At 64.1% G+C, this 26,441-nt stretch carries 21 protein-coding genes, 1 tRNA gene and 1 pseudogene; 17 read left to right on the top strand and 6 right to left on the bottom strand.

The features are described from left to right. Positions 1-3: 3 nt before the first annotated feature. On the bottom strand, positions 4-1,311 hold the full coding sequence (locus NCR38_RS29090) for a dicarboxylate/amino acid:cation symporter (protein ID WP_061121208.1): 1,308 nt from the start codon (positions 1,309-1,311) through the stop codon (positions 4-6). Between the two features lie 420 nt (positions 1,312-1,731). Next, a complete protein-coding gene (locus tag NCR38_RS29085; protein WP_061121209.1) occupies positions 1,732-3,264 on the bottom strand; it encodes a NuoM family protein in 1,533 nt (510 codons plus the stop codon). Between the two features lie 350 nt (positions 3,265-3,614). Between NCR38_RS29085 and NCR38_RS29080 the strand changes: the two genes are divergently transcribed. Further along, complete coding sequence (locus NCR38_RS29080) at positions 3,615-3,863, top strand: hypothetical protein (RefSeq protein WP_061121210.1); 249 nt, start codon at positions 3,615-3,617, stop codon at positions 3,861-3,863. Positions 3,864-3,906: 43 nt separating this feature from the next. Here the strand turns inward: NCR38_RS29080 and NCR38_RS29075 are convergent, their stop codons facing one another. Then, complete coding sequence (locus NCR38_RS29075; protein WP_061121211.1) at positions 3,907-5,259, bottom strand: NAD(P)/FAD-dependent oxidoreductase; 1,353 nt, start codon at positions 5,257-5,259, stop codon at positions 3,907-3,909. Between the two features lie 110 nt (positions 5,260-5,369). Here NCR38_RS29075 and NCR38_RS29070 point away from each other — a divergent pair. After that, positions 5,370-6,305, top strand: a pseudogene (locus NCR38_RS29070) (LysR family transcriptional regulator); the annotation flags it as partial. Between the two features lie 47 nt (positions 6,306-6,352). Here NCR38_RS29070 and NCR38_RS29065 read toward each other — a convergent pair. Continuing rightward, positions 6,353-6,437: transfer RNA gene (locus NCR38_RS29065), tRNA-Leu, on the bottom strand. A 165-nt stretch (positions 6,438-6,602) separates the two neighbouring features. Between NCR38_RS29065 and NCR38_RS29060 the strand changes: the two genes are divergently transcribed. Beyond that, complete coding sequence (locus NCR38_RS29060; RefSeq protein WP_061121212.1) at positions 6,603-7,805, top strand: mechanosensitive ion channel family protein; 1,203 nt, start codon at positions 6,603-6,605, stop codon at positions 7,803-7,805. A gap of 6 nt (positions 7,806-7,811) precedes the next feature. Here the strand turns inward: NCR38_RS29060 and NCR38_RS29055 are convergent, their stop codons facing one another. Continuing rightward, the gene (locus NCR38_RS29055; RefSeq protein ID WP_061121213.1) at positions 7,812-8,774 is read right to left on the bottom strand and encodes a LysR family transcriptional regulator; all 963 of its coding nucleotides are present in this window, start codon (positions 8,772-8,774) and stop codon (positions 7,812-7,814) included. Between the two features lie 96 nt (positions 8,775-8,870). Between NCR38_RS29055 and NCR38_RS29050 the strand changes: the two genes are divergently transcribed. Both NCR38_RS29050 and NCR38_RS29045 read left to right on the top strand, forming a co-directional pair. Next, complete coding sequence (locus NCR38_RS29050) at positions 8,871-10,898, top strand: FAD-dependent oxidoreductase (protein ID WP_061121214.1); 2,028 nt, start codon at positions 8,871-8,873, stop codon at positions 10,896-10,898. Between the two features lie 62 nt (positions 10,899-10,960). Further along, complete coding sequence (locus NCR38_RS29045) at positions 10,961-12,538, top strand: ABC transporter substrate-binding protein (protein WP_061121215.1); 1,578 nt, start codon at positions 10,961-10,963, stop codon at positions 12,536-12,538. Positions 12,539-12,571: 33 nt separating this feature from the next. Here the strand turns inward: NCR38_RS29045 and NCR38_RS29040 are convergent, their stop codons facing one another. Continuing rightward, positions 12,572-13,444, bottom strand: coding sequence for a GNAT family N-acetyltransferase (locus tag NCR38_RS29040; protein WP_250478038.1), 873 nt, complete (start codon positions 13,442-13,444; stop codon positions 12,572-12,574). Between the two features lie 247 nt (positions 13,445-13,691). Between NCR38_RS29040 and NCR38_RS29035 the strand changes: the two genes are divergently transcribed. The 12 genes from NCR38_RS29035 to NCR38_RS28980 all read left to right on the top strand — a co-directional run. Next, positions 13,692-15,170: an aldehyde dehydrogenase gene (locus NCR38_RS29035; RefSeq protein WP_061121231.1), complete on the top strand. Its 1,479-nt coding sequence runs from the start codon at positions 13,692-13,694 to the stop codon at positions 15,168-15,170. Positions 15,171-15,378: 208 nt separating this feature from the next. Then, positions 15,379-16,047 (top strand): haloacid dehalogenase type II, encoded by a 669-nt coding sequence (locus NCR38_RS29030; protein WP_061121217.1) that lies wholly within the window; start codon positions 15,379-15,381, stop codon positions 16,045-16,047. Positions 16,048-16,076: 29 nt separating this feature from the next. Then, complete coding sequence (locus tag NCR38_RS29025) at positions 16,077-17,351, top strand: FAD-binding oxidoreductase (RefSeq protein WP_061121232.1); 1,275 nt, start codon at positions 16,077-16,079, stop codon at positions 17,349-17,351. A 79-nt stretch (positions 17,352-17,430) separates the two neighbouring features. After that, positions 17,431-19,053, top strand: coding sequence for an ABC transporter substrate-binding protein (locus tag NCR38_RS29020; RefSeq protein WP_061121218.1), 1,623 nt, complete (start codon positions 17,431-17,433; stop codon positions 19,051-19,053). A 78-nt stretch (positions 19,054-19,131) separates the two neighbouring features. Beyond that, positions 19,132-20,088 (top strand): ABC transporter permease, encoded by a 957-nt coding sequence (locus NCR38_RS29015; RefSeq protein ID WP_061121219.1) that lies wholly within the window; start codon positions 19,132-19,134, stop codon positions 20,086-20,088. Beyond that, entirely contained in the window at positions 20,085-21,014 is a 930-nt protein-coding gene (locus tag NCR38_RS29010; protein ID WP_061121220.1) for an ABC transporter permease, read from the top strand. Before NCR38_RS29015 ends, NCR38_RS29010 begins: the two co-directional genes overlap by 4 nt. 20 nt (positions 21,015-21,034) lie before the next feature. Beyond that, a complete protein-coding gene (locus NCR38_RS29005) occupies positions 21,035-22,858 on the top strand; it encodes an ABC transporter ATP-binding protein (protein ID WP_061121233.1) in 1,824 nt (607 codons plus the stop codon). Beyond that, positions 22,855-23,169 (top strand): (2Fe-2S)-binding protein, encoded by a 315-nt coding sequence (locus tag NCR38_RS29000; protein ID WP_061121221.1) that lies wholly within the window; start codon positions 22,855-22,857, stop codon positions 23,167-23,169. The genes NCR38_RS29005 and NCR38_RS29000 overlap by 4 nt, the downstream gene beginning before the upstream one ends. Continuing rightward, the gene (locus NCR38_RS28995; RefSeq protein WP_061121222.1) at positions 23,154-24,542 is read left to right on the top strand and encodes an NAD(P)/FAD-dependent oxidoreductase; all 1,389 of its coding nucleotides are present in this window, start codon (positions 23,154-23,156) and stop codon (positions 24,540-24,542) included. Before NCR38_RS29000 ends, NCR38_RS28995 begins: the two co-directional genes overlap by 16 nt. Continuing rightward, entirely contained in the window at positions 24,539-25,708 is a 1,170-nt protein-coding gene (locus NCR38_RS28990; RefSeq protein WP_061121223.1) for an FAD-binding oxidoreductase, read from the top strand. Before NCR38_RS28995 ends, NCR38_RS28990 begins: the two co-directional genes overlap by 4 nt. Further along, complete coding sequence (locus tag NCR38_RS28985) at positions 25,705-26,121, top strand: helix-turn-helix domain-containing protein (RefSeq protein WP_061121224.1); 417 nt, start codon at positions 25,705-25,707, stop codon at positions 26,119-26,121. The genes NCR38_RS28990 and NCR38_RS28985 overlap by 4 nt, the downstream gene beginning before the upstream one ends. Before the next feature lie 33 nt (positions 26,122-26,154). Beyond that, a partial coding sequence (locus NCR38_RS28980) for an aldehyde dehydrogenase family protein (protein WP_143756433.1) occupies positions 26,155-26,441 on the top strand: 287 nt, incomplete at its 3' end.

The raw sequence follows: 26,441 nt of genomic DNA, 5'->3' as shown, positions 1-26,441 counted from the left end.
CCTTCAGACTTGCGCGGGATGCGCCAGCGAGGCTTCCTGTTCGGCCTCGATGCGCGCCGCATTCGCTGCCGCTTCCGGTTCGGAGAGCAACTCGCCTTCCCACTTGGCGACCACCGCGCTCGCGATGGAATTGCCGACCGCGTTGGTGGCGGAGCGGCCCATGTCGAGGAAAGTGTCCACGCCGAGGATCAGCAACAGGCCCGCCTCGGGAATGTTGAAGTGATTGAGCGTGGCCGCGATGACGACGAGCGACGCGCGCGGCACGCCCGCCATGCCCTTCGACGTCAGCATCAGGATCAGCAGCATCGTGATCTGCGTGCTGAACGGCAGATGGATGTTGTACGCCTGCGCGATGAAGAGCGTTGCGAAGGTGCAGTACATCATCGAGCCGTCGAGGTTGAACGAGTAGCCCATCGGCATCACGAAGCTGGAGATCTTGCGCTTCACGCCGAAGCGGTCGAGCGCGTCCAGGATCTTCGGATACGCGGCTTCGGAACTGGCGGTCGCGAACGAAAGCATGAATGCTTCCTTGATGAGCGAGAGCAGCCTGAAGACGCGCCGCCGGAGAAACGCGAAGCCCGCGAGCACGAGCAGGCCCCACAGAAGAAACAGGCTGAGGTAGAAATCGGCCATGAAGACGGCGAATTTCAAAAGAATCGTCAGCCCGTTCACGGCAACGGTGGCGGCCATCGCCGCGAACACGGCGAGCGGCGCGATTTTCATCACATAGCCGGTGATCTTGAGCATCACGTGCGAGAGCTGATCGATCGCGGCGAGCAGGATTTTGCCTTTGTCGCCGAGCGCGGCGAGCGCGACGCCGAAGAACATCGAGAACACGACGATCTGCAGGATCTCGTTGTTGGCCATCGATTCGGCGAAGGAGCGCGGCACCATGTGGCCGACGAAGTCTTTCAGCGTGAATTTCGATGTGGCGAGATTCGCCGATGCGCCGATGTCGGGCAGCGGCAATCCCAGGTTGTCGCCGGGCTTGAGCAGATTCGACATCACCAAGCCGAGCAGCAGTGAAATGAGGGAGGCGGTGACGAACCAGCCTAGCGCCTTGGCGAACACGCGGCCGACCGAGGCCGCGTCGCCCATGTGCGCAATGCCGACGACCAGTGTGGAAAACACGAGCGGCCCGATCAGCATCTTGATGAGCCGCAGAAAGACGTCGGACACGAGCGAGATGTAACCGGCTATCTCCGTGGCGGTCTTCTTGTCGGGAAAGCTCGTGAAGATCATGTAGCCGACCCCGATGCCGATGACCATCGCGACCAGGATCCAGATGGCTGCGGAGCTTTTCTTGTTCATGTCCAGGCCTCCTTTGACTGCATATCGAGCGATTGCATTTCAAATTTCGGATGGAGCAGGCGATACAAGACGGGCGGGCTGCCCCGTGCGTGGGGGCCGGGCAGCGTCGATCCGCGAATGATCAGATGTTAGCGTTGCTTCCCGATCTTTGCACGGCGCGGTGCGCTTCCATGTCGTCCGGGCCTGGATCACTATGGCCGCAAGTGCCTATCATAAGCCTTCCGGCGTGATCGGGGACGTCACGTCGCGTTGCGTGCCTGATGCACCGATATGCGATCAACGCGGGCCAATGCGCCGTGATCGAATGATAAGGATGCCGGAATATAGCGAAAGCCGTCGCCAGGCGAGCGGGACCCCGTTGCAGGTGCGCCTGCCGCTCGTGCACCGGCACGCCGCGACAGGCTGACAGCGTCGCGGGACTCAGCCCGGCGTGCGTTCCGAACTCGCTTCACGACGCGCGTTGAACGAAGGCGCGCTGGCGTCGTCCGGCAGCGTCGAGCCCTGCACCGCCGACATGAGGCTCTCGACCGACGGGCCCATCGCGTCCGTGAAGGTCTTCGGATGAACGCCGATCGCGAGCACGAGCACGGCCATCGCGCCGAACAGCGCGAGCTCGCGCTTGCCGAGATCGCGCAGGCCGGCCACGCGCTCGTTCTTCACCGCGCCGAAGATCACGCGCTTGACCATCCACAGCGTGTAGGCCGCGCTCAGAATCAGCGACGAAGCGGCTGCCGCGCCGATCCAGAAATTCAGGCGGATCGCGCCCATCAGCACCAGAAACTCGCCGACGAAACCCGAGGTCCCCGGCAGGCCGACGTTGGCCATCGAGAACAGCATCGCGCAGACGGCGAAGCGGGGCATCGTGTTGGCGACGCCGCCGTAGGCATCGATCGAACCGTTCTTCGTGCGCTCGACCAGCACGCCGGTGCACAACAGCATCGCGCCGGACACGATGCCGTACGACAGCATCTGCACGACCGCGCCTTCGGTGCCCATGCGGTCGAACGTGAAGAGGCCGAGCGTCACGAGACCCATGTGCGCGACCGCCGAGTATGCGAGCAGCTTGCGCATGTCCGTCTGCACGAGCGCGACGAGACTGCCGTAGATGACGGCGACGAGCGACAGCGCGATCATCGCCGGGGCGAAGAAGTGGGATGCGTCGGGCACGATCGGCAACACGTAGCGCAACATGCCGTAGCCGCCGATCTTGAGCATGCCGAGCAGAATTGCCGCGCCTGTCGGGCCTTCCGAATTCACATCGGGGAGCCACGTGTGAACCGGCCACATCGGCACCTTCACCGAGAAAGCCGCGAGGAAGCAGACGAAGACGACGATCTGCGGCGCGAAGCCGAGCTTCAGATGGCGCCATGCGTCGATGTCGAAGGTATGCGCCTGCGTCCAGAGATAGATCAGCGCGGCCAGCATCGCGAGCGAGCCGAGCAGCGAGAAAAAGAAGAAGCGAATGGCCGCGTACACGCGCCGCTCGCCGCCCCATGTGCCGATCAGCAGATACAGCGGAATCAGCGACGCCTCGAAAAACACGAAGAACAGCATGCCGTCGAGCGATGCGAACACGCCCTGCATGCAGCCCGAGAGCACGAGAAACGCGCCGTAGTACTGCGCGACCTGCTTCGTGACCGACTGCCACGACGCGATGAAAATGATGAGCGTCGTTACCGCCGTCAGCACGGTGAACCACAGCGAAATGCCGTCGACACCCAGATGGTACGAGATGCCGAACTGCGGCAGCCACTCGATGCGCTCGACGAACTGCATGGCGCTGGAAGAGGCGTCGAAGCGCGACAGCAGCGGCACGACCGGCAGCAGGCCGAGCATCGCGCCGCACAGGGCGACGGCGCGCGAAAGCGTGGCCGACGCGCTGAACGTCAGCACGAAGATGCCCGACACCACTGGAATCCAGATGAGAAAGCTGAGAACGGACGGCAGATGCATAAGCTTGGTTCTAATCAGGCGCAAAGCACGGTTAGCACGCAATGGCGTGCTCGCGGGAAAGGCGCGGTGACAGTGGAATGTAAGACGGGACGAGATGCGCGGAAGGTTGAATCCGCAAGCGCAACCCGAATACGCTAGGCGTATTCCTAAGGGTTAACGAGGATAACCCAAAAGAAAAGATTTTGGGGACGTTGCGGCGTATCAAATTCATTGCGCCGGACGGCATTGACATTTTTTACCGCTTATCGGTCCGACGCGCGCCGCATCGAATCAAACATTCGTTCGCTCCGGGGTTGCCCTGATTTGCCCGCGGCCCGCTGGCCCTTAGCCTAGACCGCAAGGAGACAAGCATGAAGAAAACATTCAAGGCCGTCGTATTCGCACTCGTCGCGTACCTCGTCGCCGATCGCGCCATGCTTCACGCGCAGGGACACGACATCGGCGCGGCCTCGTGTGCCCAGAGCGCCGCGCAAGTCGAATTCGACGCCCTGAGCAAGGGTTTCAGTCATGCCGCCGCGAGCAGCCAGCGCGACGCATTCAGGTCGCAATGCCTCGTGTCGGGCCGCTCGCAGCCTGGCGAGGCCGTGGCGATGCGGTGAAACGGCAGCCCGTTCACGCGGGCTTGCGCGGACAGTCGCCGCCTCAGTTCAGCTTCACCGTGGGCCGCACGCGTTCGCGCAGCCATTGGCTCGCGGCATACATCACGGCTCGCTTGACACCCGTGAGACCCATGATGTGCCGGCGATACAGATGCCGGTAGCACGACGCCGCGAACCATCCGTCGATGAAAAGCGGCTGCCGCAGCAACTCGCTCATCAGCGCGCCGGCCGCGCCCGCGCGTCCGAAGGAAATGAGCGTGCCTTGATCGCGATAGGAGAAAAGCGGCACGGCGCAATCGTCGAGGCGGCGCGCGAGCGCATCGGCGAGATAGACGGCCTGCTGCCAGGCGGCCTGCGCGCGCGGCGGCACGAGCGCGTCGCCTTTCGATGCGGCGCACGCGGCGCAGTCGCCCATCGCGTAGATGCCCGAGCCGGGTTCGACCTGCAGCGTTGCATCGACGATGACCTGCCCGAGCCTGTTCAACGGCAGTCCTTCGAGCGTGCGCAGCACGGGCGGCCCTTCCACGCCCGCGGCCCAGATCGTGATGTCGCTGGCGAGCGTTTCGCCGTCCACGGTTGAAACGGCATTCGCATCGACCGCGCGCACACGGCAGCCCAGCCGAACCTCGACGCCGAGCCCGGCGAGCACGTCCTGGGCGCGCGCCGAAATGCGCTCGGGCAGCGCGGGCAGCACGCGCGGCGCGCCTTCCAGCAGGCGAATGCGGATGTCACGCGCCGGATCGAGCGAGGCGAGGTGATAGTCGCGCAACATTTCGGCCGAGCCACGCAGCGCGGCGGCCAGTTCGACGCCGGTCGCGCCGCCGCCGATCACCGTCACCGAAACAGGTGTCGCGCTCGCGCCGGGCGTCGCTTGCCGCGCGTGACTCGAGCGCAGCAGGCTCGACAGCAGACGCCGCCTGAACGTCTCTGCCTGCTCCACCGTCTCAAGCGTCAATGCGTGCCGTTCGGCGCCCGGAATCGAGAAGAAGTTCGTCACGCTGCCGAGCGCGAGCACGAGCGTATCGAATGCGAGCGTTCGCTTCGGCAGGAGCGGACGTCCGTCGATATCGGTCGTCTCGTCGATGACGATCTCGCGGCGGCCGCGATCGATGCTCGCGAGCGCGCCCTGCTCGAAGCGGAAGTGATTCCACTTCGCATGCGCGGCGTAATCGATCTGATGGCTCGACGCGTCGATCTGGCCTGATGCGACTTCGTGCAGAAGCGGCTTCCAGAAGTGTGTCGGGAAACGGTCGATGAGGATCACTTCGGCGCGGCGCCGCTTGCCGACGCCATTGCCCAGACGCGTCGCGAGCTCCAGCCCGGCGGCCCCGCCGCCCACGACGACGATGCGATGGGGCGAATCGACCTGCTGTTGCGCATACGGATTCAACATCATGGACCTCCCGGGAGTGCTGTGGATGCTTGACGACCTCGTTGGAAAAAATATAAGGTCGCGAAAACATTTGCGCCATTGAGTATTTATCGCCGACTCATAAGTTTTCACTAATGTTAAAGACGACGACTTTCCGCCAGTTGCGCACGCTGCAGACCGTTGCGCGCGTGGGCAGCATCTCGGGCGCCGCCGACGAACTGCATCTCACCCAGCCGGCGGTGTCGCTGCAGATTTCGCTGCTGGGCGAGGCGGCCGGCACCCCGCTCTTGCGCAGGGTAGGGCGCGAGGTGCAGTTGACGGCCGCGGGCGAAGTGATGGCGCGTTATGCGAACGAGATTCTGAGCCTGTGGAATGAAGCCGGCGAAGAAGTGGCGGCGCTGCGCGGCGAGCTGGGCGGCACGCTGCGCATCGGCGCGATCACGACGGCGGAGTATCTCGTGCCGCCGCTGCTCGTGCGCTTCACGAAAGACCGGCCCGGCGTGAAGCTGCAGTTCCGCATCGGCAATCGCGATGACATCGTGCGCATGCTCGCGACGAATGAAATCGATCTCGCGATCATGGGACGTCAGCCGCGCGAATTGCGCACGAACGCGGCGGCATTCGCGAAGCATCCGATGGCGTTCGTCGCCGCGCCGTCGCATCCGCTCATGCACGCCAGGCGCCTGAGCCTGACCGATGTCGAATCGGCGAATCTGCTCGTCCGGGAGCGCGGCTCGGGCACGCGTGTCGCGATCGAAGGGCTTTTCAAGGAAGCGGGATTGAAGCTGCATGCCGCATCGGAGCTATCGAGCAACGAGGCGATCAAGCAGCTCGTCGAAGCGGGACTCGGCGTCGCGTTTCTTTCGCTGCACGCGTGCGCGCTCGAGATGCAGGCGGGCTTGCTCGCGACGCTGCCCGTGCCATCTACGCCGATCGAGCGGGCGTGGCATGTGGTGCATATGTCGGAGCGGCGCCTGCCTCAGGTCGCCAATGCATTCAGGGAGTTTCTGATGCAGTCGGGGGCGGCTGTAGCGGGCCTGACTGCGCCGCCGGAGATGCACAAGGCACGTTCGGGACGCAAGGAACAGAAGAAAACGGAAGTCGTCGCCGATGCGACTGGTGCCCAGGGCGGGACTCGAACCCGCACGCCTCGCGGCGCTACCCCCTCAAGATAGTGCGTCTACCAATTCCGCCACCTGGGCAAAGGGGACCGAATTCTAGCGGGAAAATCCGCAGATGCGAAGTACCTTCGTGCGTCACATGGGCACCCGATGATCAAGACGACGCTACTACAATAGCCAGCGGAGCAAGTGCCACGTCCGATTCGCCTGAATAATCATTTCGCTTCGCCCACATCGGGAGCGTCCATGTTCGGCAACACCTTGCGTTTCGAAGTCGGACCGGACTGGCAAGTCCACGTCGCCACCGAGAGCTGGCTCGTCGCGACACTGCTGGTGGCCGCCCTGCTACTGGCGATCCTGCTGGCGAGCGTGATCTGCTACTACGTGACGCGCTCGATCATGCTCCTGATCGTCGGCCGGCTCGCACGCAAGGAAGGGCGCAAGTGGCTGATCGCGGCGGAGCGTCATCGCGTGTTTCACCGGCTCGCGCCGCTCGTGCCCGCGGCAATCATCTATGCGTCGGCGCCGTTGCTCTCTGGCCTCTCGTTCCCGGTCATTCCTGCGCTCGGCCACCCGCTGGCCATCCTTGCAGCCTGCTACATGGTCTATACGCTCGTGCGCGCGGCGCTCGCGTTGCGCGACAGCATCGACGAGCGATACAGCCACTTTCCTTCCGCGAGCGAACGGCCGATCAAGAGCTTTCTGCAAATCGCGACCATCGTCGTATATCTGGTCGCGCTGATCGCGGTGGTGTCGTTGCTGCTGGAGCGTTCGCCGGTTTATCTGCTCACCGGTCTCTCGGCCGTCACGGCGCTGCTCATCATCATCTTTCGCGACTCGCTCCTCGGCTTCGTCGCCAGCATTCAGCTCGCGGCCTACGACATGCTGCGCGTGGGCGACTGGATCGAAGTGCCGGGATTCGTCGCCGATGGCATCGTGATCGACATCGCGCTGAACACGATCAAGGTGCGCAACTTCGACAACACGGTCGTCATGCTGCCGAGCCAGCTTCTCCTGACCAACAGCGTGAAGAACTGGCGCGGCATGATCGCGTCCGGCGGGCGGCGCCTGCGGCACGCGATTCACTTCGATGTGGATACCATCCGCTTCCCCGACGATGCCTTGCTCGCGCGGCTGCGCGAATCATTCGAACGACCGCTCGCGATGCCCGAAGGCGAGCGCCGCACGAACCTCGGCTTGTACAGGCTCTATCTCAGCGGATATTTCCGTGAGCATCCGGCCGTGCGCCGTGACATGCCGCTCGTGATTCGCCAGGTGCAGTCGACGGCGCCCATCGTCGCGCTGGAGATTTGCGTGTTTATCGACGAGATACGTTGGGAGCGATACGAAAGCCTGCTGTCGGACATGCTCGATCACGCTTATGGCGTCGTGCCGCTCTTCGGCCTGCGCTGCTGGCAGCGCGAGCGCGCGTCGGCAGCGGCGTCATGACGACGCTCAAAGCGTGCTCGCATGATCGACGCGGTGCTTGGGCACCGCTTTCAACAAAGCCAGCACGCGCCGCGCGTCGTCGAGTTCCTTCTTCATCTCGTCGATGAGCCACCGCGCCACCGCGCGCGTGCTCTCCGACGGATTCGACGAGCGAAATTCGAGCACGTAATTGGAGCCCGTTTCGATATAGCGATCCCACGCGGGAATGACCTTGCCCTCGTTGAGCGGCGCCGCGACCGCGAGCAGCCAGCCGAGCACGACGCCCTGGCCGAGCATCGCGCATTGCACGGCAAGTCCCGGGTCGGTGTGATGCACCGCTTCGCCGATGCCTTTCTCCGAGAGTCCCGTCGCCCGATGAAAATCAGCCCATGAGAGCGTGGTCACGTCGAGATGAATGTAGGCGTGACCGTCGATGCTCTTCGGTGCATCGAGCGGACCGAACTGCGCCAGATAGTTCGAACTACAGACGGGCACGATGATCTCCGGACACAGCAGAAGCGGGTCCTTGTCCGAACCCGGACCATGCAGCCGGATGCCGAGGTCCGCATCTTCGAGCGGTCCATACAACCGTCCCGCCATCACCTGCAAGCGCAGATTGACGGAAGGAAACGCACGGCGAAACTCGGCGTATCGGGGCAGGAGCCATAACGCGGCGAAACCGCTTGCGAGCGATAGCGTGACGATCTCGCCTTGCGCGTGGTCGCGCTTGAGCTCCTCGATGGTGTCGCCGATCTGCCCGAAGCCGGAAGCCACGGCGTGCTGCAATGTTGCACCGCGATCGGTCAGGGTTAGCCCTAGCTTCGTGCGCTCGAAGAGCCTGAAGCCGAGCGCGTCTTCAAGCCGCGCCACCATGCGGCTCACCGCGACGGGCGTTACGTTGAGTTCGCCGGCGGCCTTGGTGAAGCTCAGCAGCCGCGCGGATGTTTCGAAAACGACCAGTGCCTGAAGCGAGGGAAGTCGCAGACTCATACAACACCATGTTATGGGGCATGCATCGATTTGTAATTTGACGGCGCATATTGACCTCCTTACCTTGAGTCCGACGCTCACTTCATCTGGCAGGCCATGACTACTGCTTCGTCGGACCCGTTGCTTCAGCCATTCGCACTCAGGCATCTCGTGTTCAAAAATCGTGTGATGAGCACGAGTCACGCAAGCCGTCTGACGCGCGACGAATTCCCGCAGGAGGTCTATCAACGGTATCACGAGGAAAAGGCGAAAGGGGGTATCGCGCTGACGATGTTCGGCGGGTCGTCGAACGTCAGCCTCGACAGTCCGAACACGTTCCAGCAGATCAACGTCGGAACCGACGCCGTGGTGCCGCATCTGCGGCGCTTTTCCGATCGCATCCACACGCACGGCGCGGCGCTCATGTGCCAGATCACGCATCTCGGGCGGCGCGGCGATGCGTACACGGAGCCGTGGCTGCCGATGATCGCTCCATCGGCCGTGCGTGAAACGCTGCACCGCGCCATGCCGCAAGCAATCCACGACGCGGACATCAAACGCGTGATCCGCGATTTCGGCCTCGCGGCGAAGCGCTGCCGCGATGGCGGCCTCGACGGCATCGAATCGCATGCGGGCGGTCATCTCATCGGCCAGTTCATGGACCCGACCGTGAACCTGCGCACCGACAAATACGGCGGCTCGACGGCGAATCGCGTGCGCTTCGCGATTGAGGTTCACGAGGAGATTCGCAAGCAGGTGGGCGATGATTTCATCGTCGGCTTTCGCTTCGCGCTCGAAGACGGATGCAGCTTCGAGGAAGGGCTGGAGATGTCGCGCATTCTGCAAGGCACGGGCCTTTTCGACTTCTTCAACGTCACGTTCGGGCGCATGGACACGAAGATGTCGCTCGCGGTCAATTCCATGCCGGGGATGTTCGTGCCGTCCGCGCCGTGGCTGCCGAAAGCCGCCGCATTCAAGCGCGCAGTCGATCTGCCCGTGTTTCATGCAGCGAAGATCGCCGATCTCGCCACCGCGCGCTACGCGATCCGCGAAGGCCTGCTCGACATGGTCGGCATGACGCGCGCGCATATCGCGGAGCCGCATCTCGTGAAGCTCGTCGCAGCGGGCAAGGAGGACGAGGCGCGGCCGTGCGTCGGCGCATCGTTTTGCCGCAACTTCCGCGCGACGTGCATCCATAATCCGGCGACGTCGCGCGAGACCTATCTCACGCATGACATACCCGAAGCCGCGCGGAAGAAGCGCGTGCTCATCGTAGGCGCGGGACCGGCGGGTCTCGAAGCTGCGCGCATCTGCGCGACGCGCGGCCATCACGTCACCGTGCTCGAAGCGAACTCGACGGCGGGCGGACAGATGCTGCTGGCGGCGACGGGAAGCTGGCGGCGCGACCTCATCGGCATCGTGGACTGGCGCGTGGCGCAGATCGAAAAGCTCGGCGTAGACGTGCGCTATAACCACTACGCCGAACTGAGCGACGTGCTCGATCATGGCGCGGATGTCGTCATCATCGCGACGGGCGGTCTGCCCAATCTCGATGCGCTGCCGGGCGGCGAGCTGTGCAAGTCGGTCTTCGACGCGCTCACGGACACGCCGCCGCGCGAAGGCAGCGTGCTCGTGTACGACGGCACCGGCCGCCACAACGCTTATCTGTGCGCGGAGCGTTATGTCGATGCGGGCCTCGATGTATCGCTCGCGCTCATCGACAGCATGCCGGCGCAGGAAACCGGCGGCCGCGGCGACGATCAGGTCTGGATGCGCAATATCGCGCGCTGGGACGTGCCCGTGCGCACGAACATCGAGCTCATCGAAGTGAGCACGTCCGATACCGGCAAGCGCCGGGCCGTGTTCCGTCATCACCTGACGAATGATCTCGTGGAGATGGAAGCGGATCATGTCGTCGTCGAGCGCGGCATGCTCGCAGTCGATGATCTGTTCGAGGCGACGCGCATGTATTCCGTCAACGACGGCTACACCGATCTCGAAGCGTTCGCCACGGGCAAGCCGCAGCCCGAAGTGCAGAAGGGCGAAGAAGGACAGTTCCATCTTTACCGCATTGGCGACGCGAGCGCGTCGCGCGACATTCACACGGCCATCTACGACGCCTGCAGGCTATGCCTCGCGCTGTGAAGGCCGGTTGCATCGTATCCGCCATACCATCCGCATAACGACATGACCGAGCGAGGCTGACCATGATATTGCCGAAGGAACTCGTAGTCGCCGATCCTGGCCGCCGCAAGGCGATGAAGACGCTGGCCGCCGCGGGCGCGGCGACGCTCATCCTGCCGGGCGCATCGTCACTCGCGTTCGCCGCGACGCAGCCCGCGCCGCAACGCGGCGGACGCATCCGCGTGGCGCTGGCGAACCAGTCGCTCATGGATTCGCTCGATCCCGCGAAGGGCACGCATACCGGCGACTATTCACGCGCGTACATGTTCTATAGCGGCCTCACCGAACTCGACGCCGACTTCAAGACGCAGAACGCGCTCGCGGAAAAGCTCGAATCCGACGACTTCGTGAAATGGACCGTCACGCTTCGGCCCAACGTGCATTTCCACGACGGCAAGCCCTTCACATCCGACGATGTCGTTTTTTCGCTGATGCGCCACAAGGATCCGGCGACGGCATCGAAGGCGAAGTCGATCGTCGATGGCATCAGCTCGGTCAAGGCGGCGGGGCCGCTGAAGGTCGAGATCACGTTGACCGAGCCGAACGTCGACCTTCCCGCGCTGCTCGCGATTCCGCATCTGGTGATCGTCGCCGCGAATACGACGGACTTCTCCAAAGGGAACGGCACGGGCCCGTTCACGTGCAAGGAGTTCACGCCGGCGCAGCGCTGCATCGGCGCGCGCAACCCGAACTTCTGGAAGCCGGGGCGCCCGTATCTCGACGAAGTGGAGATCATCGGCATCGGCGACGACGCGGCGCGCACCAATGCGCTGCTCGCGGGCGACGTGCAGCTCATCTCGCCGCTGCCCGCGCGCGATGTCGATCGCGTCAAGCAGACAGGCAAGGTGACGGTGCTCGAAAGTCCGTCGCAGCTTTACTCGGACCTCGCCTTGCGGCAGGACATGCTGCCGACGAAGAGCGCGGACTTCAACGAGGGCGTCAAGTATCTGCACGACCGGCAGCGCATCGTGAACGTGATGCTGCGCGGCCACGGCACGCTTGCGAACGATCATCCGGTGCCGGAGTGGCATCCGTACTTCATGAAGGGATTGCCGCAGCGCACGTTCGATCCGGACAAGGCGCAGTTCCACTTCAAGAAGGCCGGCACGCCAGGCGCGCGTGCGGAGATCATCGCGCCGCCATCGGTCGAAACCGCGCTCGACTCCGCCATGATGATTCAGCAGGCCGCGAAGCAGGCGGGCGTCGATATCAACGTGCGCCGCGTGCCCGCCGACGGTTACTGGACGACGTACTGGATGAAGTATCCGATGACCTACGGCTCCATCCTGCCGCGCCCGACGCTCGACCTGCTGTACACGCAGTTCTTCCGCTCGAATGCGAACTGGAACGAGTCGGGATGGAAGAACGAGCAGTTCGATCAGTTGCTGACCCAGGCGCGCCGCGAGCGCGACGAAGCGAAGCGCAAGCAGATGTACGGCGACATGCAGACGATCATCTACGAGAAGAACAGTCTCGTGATTCCCGCATTCATCAACTTCATCGACGCACAGAGCTCGACCTTGCGCGGATTGAAGGGCACGCCTTCGGGGCGCGTGATGGGCTATCGGTTCGCGGAGTTCGCGTGGCTGGACAAGGCGTGAAAGCCGCTTCCGCCGATGTCTGCGCGCACGCGACTACCACACCGCCTGACTCGTCAGCGCGAACTGCGTGAGCGTGGCATCGGCGGCGGGCACGCCGTTCAACGCCATCTGCTCGATGGTATCGACGAGCGGCAGCCCGAGCCCTTCGAGCCACGAGGAAAGCCCGTATCGCAAGGGCGTATCGACGCGCACGAACATGCCCGCGTTCAGCGCGAGCCAGTAACTGATCAACGCCTTGGCGCGGCTCTGATCCGGCGATTCGGGTGCGATCACCGGACCGATCACATGTCCGTCGCCGAAACGCCGGAAGAGCGCGAATCCGATCAGCTCGCCGTCGCGATCGAGCGCGATGCCGCTCGCGACATCGAGCAGTTGCGGAAGCAGCGCCGAGCGGTCCAGCCCGCTCGCGCGCGATGCCAGTTCGGCGAGACGCGGCGTGTCCTTCGCGCCGATCGGACGCAGCCGCTCGCCGGGCGGCAGCGAAACCAGCGGCGGTTGAAACGCCGCACCCTGATGCTGTTGAATCGTGTCGATGCGCGTGAAGCCCCGTTGCTCGCACAGCGGCCTGCCTTCGTTCGATGCGTGAATCAGGAGCGTGCGCGAGCCGAGCTTCGCCGTCAGCCGGTCGAGCAGCGCGCGTCCGATGCCCTGCCGTTGATGTTCCGGCGACACGATGAACATGCCGAGCGTCGCGGCGTTCGCGCCGAACGGAAAGGCGAGCGCCGTGCCGACGAGCGCGCCCGCCGGATCGACGGCGGCGAGGCCGTCGCCGAGACGCGCCGCGAAGCGCCAGTCGTCCGCGCGATGCCGCCATTTGACGGAGGCCGACAGCGCGTGCGCCGCGGGAATATCGTCGAGCGTGAAAGCCCGGTATTCGACCACATTGTTATTGCTCGAGTCGGGCACGCCGGCCTCCTGACCTTGAATACATTTATCGCAACTTTGACACCGCAGCGCGCGCGTGGCTAGGACGATCTTCCTGTCACGCATGGTGCATGGACCGGCGCATGTGGTGCAACGCAAAACCACGGGTTATCGCCGCAAGAACGCGCATGCTGTGCTGTATCGGCAATTTTGTCGGCGAAATATGCCGGTGCTCCGGTCCTACGATGAAGCCATGTCAACGCAGCATCACGGAAGAGGACTCACGCATATGGACCGGTTCGATCCTGCCAGCATCGTCATCAGGAGCGGGCATTTCATCGGCGGCGAATTGATCGATGCGGGCGCGTCGCGCATCGAGGTCGCGCGGCCATCGGATGGCGTCGCGTATGCATCGGTGCCTGTCGCCGATGACGCGATGATCGACTACGCCGTGCAGAACGCGTTCAGCGCGTTCAAGAAGAGCGACTGGGCACGCCGCGCGCCGCGCGAGCGAGCGCGAGTATTGCGCAAATTCGCCGATCTCGTCGCCGCCGATGCCGCCACACTCGCGCCGCTCGAAGCGCTCGGCTCGACGCGCCCCGTGCGAGATGCGTACCACTGGGACGTGCCGTTCACCGCCGAAAGCATCCGCTTCTATGCGGAGCTTGCCGACAAGATCGGCGGCGATGTCGCGGCGACCGATCATCGGCATCTGGGCATGACGATAGCGGAGCCTTACGGCGTGATCGGCGCGATCGCGCCGTGGAACTTTCCGCTCGTGATGGGCATCTGGAAGGCCGCGCCCGCGCTCGCGGCGGGCAACGCGGTGGTGCTGAAGCCTTCGGAGATGACGCCGTTTTCCACGCTGCGTCTCGCCGAGCTCGCACTGGAAGCGGGCGTGCCGCCGGGCATCTTCAACGTCGTTCAGGGCGATGGCCGCACGACCGGCGACGCGCTCGTGCGTCATCCGCGCATCGGCAAAGTGACGTTCACGGGATCGACACGCACCGGCGCCGCGATCATGGCCGCATGCGCCGAAACCGGCACGAAGCCGGTCACGCTGGAACTGGGCGGCAAAAGTCCGCAGATCGTGTTCGCGGATGCACCGCGCATCGATGATGTAGCGCGGCGCATTGCCGGCGCGATCACGGGCAATGCCGGACAAGTGTGCGTTGCGGGTTCGCGGCTTCTCGTGCAGCGCGCAATCGCCGGCGAGCTGACCGATCGCATCGCGCAGGCATTCGGCGAACTCAAAGCCGGCGCGACGTGGGCCGCGGGCACGACGCTGCCGCCGATCATCTCCGAGCCGCAGGCGCTACGTATCGACGCGATCGTTCAACGCAGCATCGCGGGCGGCGCGACCTTGCGTTGCGGCGCAAAGCGCGCGGATGCGGCGACGCCGGGCGCGTTCTACGCGCCGACCTTGTTATGCGATGTCACGCAGGACAACGACGCCGTGCGCAGCGAAATCTTCGGCCCCGTGCTCACCGTGCAGTCTTTCGATACGGAAGAAGAAGCGCTCGAACTCGCGGCGCATCCTAAATACGGTCTCGCCGCGGGCGTGCATACGGCGGACATCGGGCGGGCTTTGCGGATGGTGCGCGGCATCGAGGCGGGCACCGTCTGGGTGAACCGCTATGGCCGCACGAGCGACTTCGTGCTTCCGACCGGCGGCTACAAGCGCTCGGGTATCGGCAAGGACCTCGGACGGCAGGCTTATGAAGCGAATCTGCGCTTCAAGAGCGTGCTCATCGATACGGAAGGATGAGGCGCACAAGACATGCACGATCGTGCAAAAAAGGCGCCGCATTTTCTGCTGTGGCGATGCCTCAAAACGCATGACTTATGTCGCCGCGAGGCACGCATTCGACGCCATCAGTCATTTTTGCACTGTTTAAATTTTCATCAACACATCGCTGTTTCTTGTTTTCACCACTGAACTCCGGACGGGTTCATCACACGACAGGATTGACACCATGATCGATTTCGAGCCGAAGTACATCACGTTCGACTGCTACGGCACGCTGACGAAATTCCGCATGGCCGATATGGCCCGCGAGATGTACGGCGACCGCCTGCAAGGCGACGACCTCGAACAATTCGTGAAGTTCTTCGCGGGCTATCGCCGCGACGAAGTGCTCGGCGCGTGGAAGCCGTATCGCGACGTGATCGTCAACTCCGTGCGCCGCACGTGCGAACGCACGAACGTCGCATTCGATGAAGCGGAAGCCGAAAAGTTTTACCTCGCCGTGCCGACCTGGGGCCCGCATCCGGACGTGCCGGAAGGCCTCTCGCGGCTCGCTACGAAGTACAAGCTCGTGATTCTGTCGAACGCATCGAACGATCAGATCCAGAGCAACGTCGACAAGCTCGGCGCGCCGTTCCATCGCGTATTCACGGCGCAGCAGGCGCAATCGTACAAGCCGCGCATGCAGGGCTTCGAATACATGTTCGATCAGTTGAACTGCAATCCGGAGGACGTGCTGCATGTGTCGTCGAGCCTGCGTTACGACCTGATGACCGCGCACGACATGGGCATCAAGCACAAGGCGTTCGTGAAGCGCGGCCATGAGCCGGGCACGCCGTACTACGAGTATTACGAAGTGGACACCATCGGCGATCTCGCCACGCAACTCGGTCTGTAAAGAAAGCCACTTCCACGCGAGCAATGCCGATGAAACTCGACTCCTACTGGCTCGACACCGCGCCCGCGATGATCCCGACGTGCGAAGGCCCGGCCGATGGCCAGGCCGATGTCGCCGTGATCGGCGGCGGGTTCACGGGCTTGTCGGCGGCGCTCGCGTTGGGCAGGCGCGGCGCGGGCGTCGTCGTGCTCGATGCCGGGCGCGTGGGCGGCGGCGCGTCGGGGCGCAACGGCGGTCAGTGCAATACGGGCGTCGCGCAGGACTATGCGGCGCTGCGCGCGCAACTCGGCGTCGAACGGGCGCAAGGCTGTTATCGCGCGTATGCGGCGGCGGTGGACACCGTCGAGCGTCTGATCCGCGAAGAGAACATCGATTGCGACTATCTCGCGTCCGGCAAGCTGAAGCTCGCCGCGAAGCCGCATCATCTCGACCATATCGCGAAGACCGCCGAGCTGATCCGGCGTGAAGTCGATCCGGACATCGATCTGCTCGATCGCGCGCAGGTCCGCAACGAAGTGCAGTCCGATGCCTTTTACGGCGGCTTGCTGCAGCGTCATGGCGGGCAGATGCATATGGGCAAGTTCGCCGCCGGGCTTGCGCAGGCAGCGGTCAGGCAAGGCGCGCGTCTCTACGAGCACGCGGAAGTCACGGGAATCACGAAGGAAGGCGGCGCATATCGAATCGATTCCAGGCGCGGCGCCTTGCACGCGAAGCAGGTGCTGATCGCGACGGGCCCGTCGAAGCACGGCCCGTTCTCGTGGTATCGGCGCAGACTCGCGCCCGTGGGTTCGTTCATCATCGTGACGGAGCCGCTGCCTGCGGACCAACTGCAACGGCTGCTGCCGAACCGGCGTTCGTACACGACGAGCCGCCTGATGCACAACTATTTTCGCGTGACGCCCGATGCGCGTCTCCTGCTCGGCGGGCGCGCACGCTTCACCGCATCCGAGCGCCCATCGGATGCGAAGAGCGGCCGCATTCTGCAAGCGAATCTCGCAGCGATCTTCCCGAGCCTGGCCAACGTGCGCATCGACTATTGCTGGGGCGGTCTCGTCGATATCACTGCGGATCGTTTGCCGCGCGCGGGCCAGCACGACGGCATCTATTTCTCGATGGGCTACAGCGGCCACGGCACGCAGATGTCGACGCACATGGGCCAGATCATGGCCGACGTGATGAACGGCCACGCCGATGCGAACCCGTGGCGCGATTTCGACTGGCCCGCGATTCCGGGTCATACGGGCAAGCCGTGGTTCTTACCGCTCGTCGGCGCGTATTACTCGATCAAAGACGTGTTCTATTGAAGCATCGAAGCAAAGACAGGCGGCCAGCATTCAATCAAAGAGCCGTCGAACATTCACAGTCCCTATCGCGGAGAAGTTCATGAGCATCGACACATCGCCTGAAGCACTTGTCCATGCCGATGCCGGCAAACGGCTCGAAGAACTGACGCGCCGCGGCGCGTCGCGGCGCAACGTCCTTCGCGCGATGGCCGCGGGCGGCTTGCTGTCAGTGACAGGCGCGGGGCTGCTGAGCGCAAGCGGCGCGGCTTTCGCGCAGGACAAGCCGAAGCAGGGCGGACGCATCCGCGTGGCGACGCAGTCGTCGTCGGCCGCCGATACGCTCGATCCCGCCAAGGGCGCGCTCGGCACGGACTACGCCCGCGCGTTCATGTTCTATAGCGGCCTGACCGAACTCGACAATCATCTCGGCGCGAAGATGGCGCTCGCCGAGTCGCTCGAAACGAAAGACGCGACCGTATGGGTCGTGAAGCTGCGCAACGGCGTGCAGTTCCACGACGGCAAAGCGCTCGCGCCGCAGGATGTCATCTATTCGCTGATGCGTCATAAAGACCCGGCTGTCGCCTCGAAGGCGAAGACGCTCGCCGATCAGTTCAAGGAGATCAAGGCGACCGGCCCGAACGAACTGACCATCACGCTGACGGGTGCGAACGCGGACCTGCCCGTGATTCTCGCGGACTCGCATTTCCTCATCATCAAAGACGGCACGACAGACTTCAAGACCGCCGTCGGCACGGGCCCGTTCAAGCTGAAGGAGTTCTCGCCGGGCGTGCGCACCGTGGGCGTACGCAACGAGAAGTACTGGAAGCCGGGCATGCCGCATCTGGATGAAGTGGAACTCATCGGCATCGCGGATGAACCCGCGCGCGTGAACGCGCTCATGTCCGGCGACGTGCAGCTCATCAACGCGGTGAGCGCGCGTTCGACCGAGCGCATCAAGGGCACGCCGGGTTTCGCGGTGCTGGAAACGAAGACAGGCCAGTACACCGACCTCATCATGCGCGACGACGGCGGCATCACGGGCAACGCGGATTTTCGTCGCGGCATGACGTATCTCATGGACCGCGAGCAGATGCGCAAGACGATCTTCCGCGGCTATGGCGCGATCGGCAACGATCAGCCGATCGATCCGAGCAACAAGTACTACATGTCGGGCCTGCCGCAACGCGCGTTCGATCCCGACAAGGCCAAGTTCCACTTCCAGAAGGCGAAGGTCGGCAACACGCCGATCCAGCTGTACGCATCGCCGGCGGCGGAAGGCTCCGTCGAAATGGCCGTGCTGATGCAGCAGGTCGCGCCGCAGGCCGGCATCAATCTGCAAGTCGTGCGCGTGCCATCCGATGGCTACTGGTCGAACCACTGGATGAAGCATCCGCTCGGCTTCGGCAACATCAATGCGCGCCCGAGCGCGGATGTGATCTTCACGCAGTTCTTCAAGTCCGACGCGCCGTGGAACGAAGCGAACTGGAAGAGCGCGCAGTTCGACCAGATGCTCGTCGCCGCGCGCGGCGAACCGGACGAAGCGAAGCGCAAGAAGATCTACGGCGACATGCAGGAGCTCGTGCATACGGATGGCGGCATCGGCATTCCGATGTTCCAGAGCTCGCTCGATGCGCACAGCGCGAAGCTCAAGGGTCTTGGCGGCATTCCGCTCGCGGGTCTGATGGGCTGGATGTTCGCCGAAAACGTGTGGCTCGAAGCATGAGCGTGATTTGACAGCGGACGCGCGCCGGCTTGAAGCGGCGGCGCGCGAAGTCAACCCTTCAACGAGAGGCGATATCCGATGAAAGTTCATGCGCAACGACTCGTCGCCGCGCGCCTCGGCCTCGCGCTGCTCACGCTCTTGATCGTGTCGATGGTGGTGTTCGGCATCACCGGACTGTTGCCTGGCGATGCCGCGCAACAGGCGCTCGGTCAGGCGGCGACGCCCGAGCAGGTGACGGCGCTGCGGCATCAGTTCGGTCTCGATCAACCCGCGCTCACGCGCTATGTTCAATGGCTCGTGCATGTGATGACGGGCAACTTCGGCACGTCGCTGTCGAACAATCTGCCGGTCAGCGAACTGATTTCGACGCGTCTGCCGAATTCGCTCGTGCTCGCGGGATTGACCGCTCTCGTGTCCGTGCCGCTCGCGCTCGTGATCGGCATTGCATCGGCGATGTATCGCGGCTCGCTCGTCGATCGCGTGCTCAATGTGCTCACGCTGTCGACCGTCGCCGTGCCCGAGTTTCTCGTCGCGACCATCGCCGTGCTGATCTTCGCCGTGAAGCTGCGCTGGCTGCCCGCGTTGTCGTATTTGTCGGATGTGTCGTCGTTCGGCGGCCTGGTGCGCACGTATGCGATGCCGGTGATGACGCTCTGCTGCGTGATCGTTGCGCAGATGGCGCGCATGACGCGTGCGGCCGTGCTCGATCAACTGAATGCGTCGTATGTGGAAATGGCCTTTCTGAAGGGCGCAACGCCCATGCGTGTCGTCTTGCGGCATGTGTTGCCGAACACCATTGGACCGATTGCCAACGCGGTCGCGCTTTCGCTGTCGTATCTCTTCGGCGGCGTGGTGATCGTCGAATCGATCTTCAACTATCCCGGTCTCGCGAGCCTGATGGTCGATGCCGTCACCAATCGCGACATGCCGCTCGTGCAGGGCTGCGTGATGGTCTTCTGCGCGGCCTATCTCGCGCTCGTGCTCATTGCCGATCTGGCTCAGATCGTCTCCAACCCGAGGCTGCGTCAACGATGAACCGGAACGTCTCTTCTCACGCCACGACCGTGCTATACGAGCAGCCTCCCGCCGATGCGCCGCAGGAACAGGCGCCCGTCGTCAAGCGCAGCATGCCGAAGCGCCTCGTCGATCGCTTCTCCGTGCTGGGGCTCGTCGGTCTTTTCATCGTCGTGTTCTGGCTAGCGGTTGCATTCATCGGGCCGGTCATCGCGCCGTATAAAGGCGGCGCGTTCACGTCGACGGAAGTCTTCGGCTCGTATAGCCCGGCGCATTTGCTCGGCACCGACTATCTCGGCCGCGACATGCTGAGCCGCATTCTCTACGGCACGCAATACACGGTGGGTCTCGCACTCGCATCGACGGTGGCGGCGAGCGTCATCGGCACGTTCTTCGGTCTCATCGCCGCCGTGTCGGGGCGCTGGGTCGATGAAGTGCTGAGCCGCCTCTTCGATGCGCTCATTTCCATCCCGAGCAAGATTCTCGCGCTCGTCGTGATCGCGGCGTTCGGCTCATCCATTCCGATGCTGATGATGGTCGCCGCGCTCGCCTACATTCCCGGGGCATTCCGCATTTCGCGCTCGCTCGCGGTGAACATCATGACGCTCGAATATGTGCAGGTGGCGAAGGCGCGCGGCGAGAAACTCTTCTATATCGCGCGCGTGGAAGTGCTGCCCAACATGATTCATCCGATGCTCGCGGACTTCGGCCTGCGCTTCGTGTTCATCGTGCTGCTGCTCTCGGGGCTGAGCTTCCTTGGCCTCGGCGTGCAGCCGCCGAATGCGGACTGGGGCTCGCTCGTGCGCGAGAACATCGGCGGACTCTCGGAAGGCGCGCCCGCGGTGCTGATGCCCGCGGTGGCGATCGCGACGCTGACCGTCGGTGTGAATCTGCTTATCGACAGCCTGCGTCGTCATGGCGCGCGTTCGCATGGAGGCGCTCAGTGAATACGGCAACGAGCACGAACATGATCGAAGTGAAAGGCTTGCGCGTCGTCGCGGGCGTGACGCCCGATCCGGTCGTCGAGATCGTGAGAGGCGTGGATTTCACGGTGAAGAAGGGCGAAGTGCTCGCGCTGATCGGCGAGTCGGGTTCGGGCAAGACGACGATCGCGCTCGCGCTGCTCGGCTATGCGCGCGGCGGATGCGCGATTGCGGGCGGCTCGGTGAAGATCGGCGATACGGATGTATTGTCGCTCGACGCCAGGGGCCGTCGCGCATTGCGTGCACGAACGGTCGCGTATGTCGCGCAGAGCGCATCGGCGGGCTTCAATCCGGCGCGCACGATCATCGATCAGGTCACCGAGCCCGCGCTGCTGCATAAGCTGATGACGCCCGCCGCCGCGCGTGAGAAGGCAATCGGTCTCTTCCGTTCGCTGGCATTGCCGGACCCCGAGACCATCGGCGATCGTTATCCGCATCAGGTGTCGGGCGGTCAGTTGCAGCGGCTCATGGCGGCGATGGCGTTGATCACCGATCCCGCCGTGGTTGTGTTCGACGAACCGACCACCGCGCTCGACGTGACCACGCAGATCGAAGTGCTCGCCGCATTCAAGGGCGTGGTGCGCGAACTGGGCACGACAGCCGTGTACGTGTCGCACGATCTGGCGGTCGTCGCGCAGATGGCGGATCGCATCGTCGTATTGAATGGCGGCCGCGTGCGCGAGAACGGCGCGACCGCGCAAGTGCTCGATGCACCCGCCGACGATTACACGCGTCAACTGCTTGCTGCTACGCGCCGTCCGGAAGCGCAGCTCACGATGCCCGACGAAGCGCGCGACGTGCCGCTGCTCGAAATACGCAACCTGAGCGCGGGCTATGGCCGTATCGATGCGAACGGCGTGCCCGCCGTGCGCGTGCTCGATGACGTGAGCCTGAAGATCGCGCGCGGCAGCACGCTCGGCGTGATCGGCGAATCCGGCTCGGGCAAGACGACGCTCGCGCGCGTGATCGCGGGCCTCGTCGATCGTGCGCGCGGCGACGTGCTGCTCGATGGCAAGCCCTTGCCCGCGAAGCTGTCGGAGCGCACGCTGGAGCAGTATCGGCGCGTGCAGATAGTGTTTCAGAACGCCGATACCGCGCTGAACCCGAGCCGCACCATCGCCGATATCCTCGCCAGGCCGATGAACTTCTATCACGGCTTGCGCGGCGCGGCTGCGCAAAAGCGCATGCTCGAACTGCTCGATCTGGTGAAGCTGCCCGCATCGATTGCGAAGCGTCAGCCCGGCGGTTTGTCGGGTGGACAGAAGCAGCGCGTGAACCTCGCGCGTGCGCTCGCCGCGAATCCCGAACTCATTCTCTGCGATGAAGTGACGTCTGCGCTCGATACCGTCGTCGGCGCAGCGATCCTCGATCTGCTCGCGGAACTGCGCCGCGAACTGCACGTGTCGTACATGTTCATCAGCCACGACATCTCGACGGTGCGCGCGATCTGCGACGAAGTAATCGTGCTCTATGCGGGCCAGTGCGTCGAAGCGGGCCAGCGCGATGCGCTTTCGCATCCGCCTTATCACCCTTACACGGGCTTGCTCATCGACTCGGTGCCCGCGCTGCGTCCCGGCTGGCTCGATTCGCGCCGCGCGATGGCGCTCGGCGCGTTGCCCGTGCTCGGCCCGGAAAGCGATGCGCCCGAACTGTGCAGCTTCCGTTCGCGTTGTTCGGCGCGCATCGACGGCAAATGCAATGTGACGCCGCCAGCGAGGAAGACCTTGCCGTCGGGCGCGCAGATTTTGTGTCATCACAGCGCGGGCGATCTCTCGCGCATGCAGTCCACAGAAGCGGAGACGGCATGAGCGGACGTTTCGTGAGGGTCGCGGAGAAAGAGCGCAGGACGTTCGGTATCGTCATCGACGGCAGACGTGCGCTCGCGTCCGAAGGCGACACGTTGATGGTCGCGCTGCTCACCTCGCAGGAAGACTTGCGCGATTCCGAGTTCGGCGACGGACGCCGTGCGGGTTTCTGCGTGATGGGCGCATGCCAGGACTGCTGGGTGTGGACGGAAGCCGGCGAGCGCGTGCGCGCGTGCACGACGCCGGCGGTCGAAGGCATGTCCATTGTCACGCGTCTCTCGCAAGCCGAGGAGGGCGTATGGCCGCGACTGTGATCGTGATCGGCGCGGGGCCTGCAGGCGTGCGCGCGGCGCAGGCGCTCGTTGAAGCCGGCTTGCGTCCCGTGGTGATCGACGAAAGCCGGCGCGATGGCGGGCAGATCTATCGTCGTCAGCCGGAAGGATTCACGCGCACCTATGACACCTTGTACGGCACCGAGGCGCAACGCGCGCGTGCGTTGCACGAGGCCTTCGATGCATTGCGCCCGCACATCGACCATATGCCCGATACGCTCGTGTGGAACGTAGCGCCGAACGCGGTGCATGTAGTGAGCGGCACGCATCATCGCGAGCTTGCATTCGATGCGCTCATCATTTGCAGCGGCGCGGCCGATCGCGTGATGCCCGTGCCTGGCTGGCATCACGCGGGAACCTATAGTCTCGGCGGCGCGCAGGTTGCGCTGAAATCGCAGGGCTGCGCGATCGGTTCTCGCGTCGTGATGATGGGCACGGGGCCGCTGCTTTATCTCGTCGCCGCGCAATACGTCAAAGCGGGCGCGACGGTGAGCGCAGTGCTCGATACATCGACTTTTGCGCAACGTCTGCGCGCGTTGCCGCAACTGCTCGCGATTCCATCGACGCTGAAGAAAGGCATCGCGCTGATGGGCATTCTCAAGGATGCGCGCGTGCCGATTCATCGCGGCATTACGCCGGTCGAGGTTCGCGGCACACCTGAGCGTGGCGTTCAAGCCGTGCGCGTGACGCTTGCCGATGGCGCAATGCTCGAAGTCGAATGCGATGCCGTCGCGCTCGGTTATCACCTGCGCTCCGAAACTCAACTCGCCGATCTCGCGGGCTGCGAATTCCGTTTCGATCATGCGTTGCAACAGTGGCTTCCCGTCGCCGATGAAGACGGCCGCAGCAACGTAAGGGGCGTCTATCTCGCGGGAGATGGCGCGCGTGTGCGCGGCGCGGATGCCGCTGAACGCGCGGGACGGCTTGCCGCGCTTGCGGCGATCAAAGACATCGGCATGACCTGCAACGAAGATGAAGCAAACAAATTGCGTACGCAACTAAGCCGCTTCACGCGTTTCGCGGCGGGCTTGCGTACCGCATTCCCGTGGCCCGCGCGATTCGCGGCCACGCTGCCGGACGAAACCATCGTCTGCCGCTGCGAAGCGGTCACCGCCGGCGAGCTGAGGCGCGTCGTGAACGACATGGGCGCGAAGGAAGCGAATCGCGCCAAGGCATTCTCCCGTGTCGGCATGGGCCGATGCCAGGGCCGGTTCTGCGCGCATGCGGGCGCGGAAGTGATCGCCGCGCAAGCACGCGTGCCGCTCGAAGCAGTCGGGCGCCTGCGCGGGCAGGCGCCCGTCAAACCTTTACCGATGGCGCTTGCGCCGCACGAGGACATGGAGACCAGTGAATGATCGAACGCGCCGATGTGATCGTGATCGGCGGCGGCATCGTCGGCACCTCGACCGCTTTCTTTCTGCGCCGACGCAAGCGTTCGGTGATTCTGCTCGAACGCGGTCTGACGGGACAGCAGGCGAGCGGCGTGAACTTCGGCGGCGTGCGTCGCCAAGGCCGCGCGCTCGAACAACTCGCGATGTCGAATCGTGCGCTCGACACATGGCGGCGTTCGCGCGAATTGCTCGGCGAGGACGTCGAGTTCCTGCCGTCGGGGCATACGCGTGTGTGTTATCACGCGCATGACGCGGAATACTTTCATCGCTATGCCGCTGATGCGCGCGCGTATGGCCTCGATCTCGATGTGCTGGAAGGCGCGGCCCTTTTCAGGCGCTTTCCGTTCCTCGGCCGCGATGTGCTCGCCGCATCGATCTCGCCGCTCGATGGCCACGCGAACCCGCGTCTCGCCGCGCCCGCGTTCGGCCGCGCGGCGGCGCGGCTCGGTGCGCGCATCGTCGAGAACACGGAAGTGGTGCGCGTCGAAAAGGAAGCGGGCGGCTTTCGCGTGGAAAGCGCAACGGGCGACGTGTATCGCGCGGAGCAGGTGCTGATCTGCGCGGGCGCGTGGGCCAATGCGCTATCGACGCAGTTCGGCGAGCCTGTGCCGCTCACCGCACGCGGTCCGCAGATGGCCGTGACCGAGCCCGTGCCCTACGTCTTCCAGTTTTCGATGGGCGTGTACACGTCCATCAAAGAAGAGAGCGTGTACTTCCGGCAGATTCCGCGCGGCAATATCGTGCTGGGTGGCGGCCCTCCCGGTCCCGCCGATGCCGGCACGCGGCGCGCATCCGTGCTGCCCGCGAATACGGTCGCACAGATGGCGCAGTTCTGCCGCATGGTGCCCGCGATGCGCCCGCTGCATGTGATTCGCGTATGGAGCGGCGTGGAAAGCTATCTGCCGGATTCGGAGCCGGTGATCGGCCCAAGCACGAAAGCCGATGGTCTTTTCTATGCGTTTGGTTTCAGCGGATCGGGCTTTCAGATCGGGCCGGGCGTCGGCGAAACGCTCGCCGAGTTGCTCGATAGCGGCAGCACGCCAGTCGACCTCACATCGTTTTCCATTGGACGATTTCAGCGCGCTTCGTCGACGCACGCCGAATCGGTCACCTCCGAGACTTCGCCATGAGCCAAGCCAATCTCGTCGACGCGCTCGCTTATATCGAAGCCAATTTCGACAAGACCGTGAGCCTCGCGCAACTCGCCGATCTCTCGGCGCTGAGCGTATCGCGCTTCGCGACCGTGTTTCGCGAGCAATTCGGGCTGTCGCCGTACAAGTACCTGTGCGAGCTGCGTGTGCGGCGCGCGCAGACCTTGTTGCTCGCGGGTGTGCCGGGTTCGGTCGTCGCGACGGAAGTCGGCTTTTTCGATCAGAGTCATCTTGCGCGGCACTTCAAGCGCCTATGCGGCATGACGCCGAGCGCTTTCGTCGAGCGCACGCAAAAGAAGGCCCGCTCGGCCGAGCTCGATGCCGGTTTGTCCAAGCGCGTCGCGCAAAATCGACCGCGGGCATTTGCTTTCGACAGCGCGCACGCCGCCTGACGCTTCCTGAACGATCCGCCACTACTCGAAAACATGCGACATCTACAGCAGTTCTATATCGACGGCGAATGGGTCGAGCCTTTCGGCAGCATGCGTTTGCCTGTCATCGATCCATCGACCGAAGAAACGATCGGCGAAGTCGCCCTCGGCGATGCACGCGATGTGGACCGCGCGGTGGCAGCGGCGCGGCGCGCGTTCGTGTCGTTCTCGCAGACGCGCGTGGCAGAGCGCGTCGCGTTGCTACAGCGTCTGCTCGAAGCGTATCTCGCGCGTTACGACGAGATGGCCCAAGTCATCTCGCGCGAGATCGGCGCGCCGGC

The organism is Caballeronia sp. INML1 (assembly GCF_023631085.1).
Classification (GTDB): Bacteria; Pseudomonadota; Gammaproteobacteria; order Burkholderiales; family Burkholderiaceae; genus Caballeronia; species Caballeronia turbans.
The sequence above is the reverse complement of the archived record's forward strand: the minus strand, read 5'-3'. Positions and strand labels throughout refer to the sequence as shown.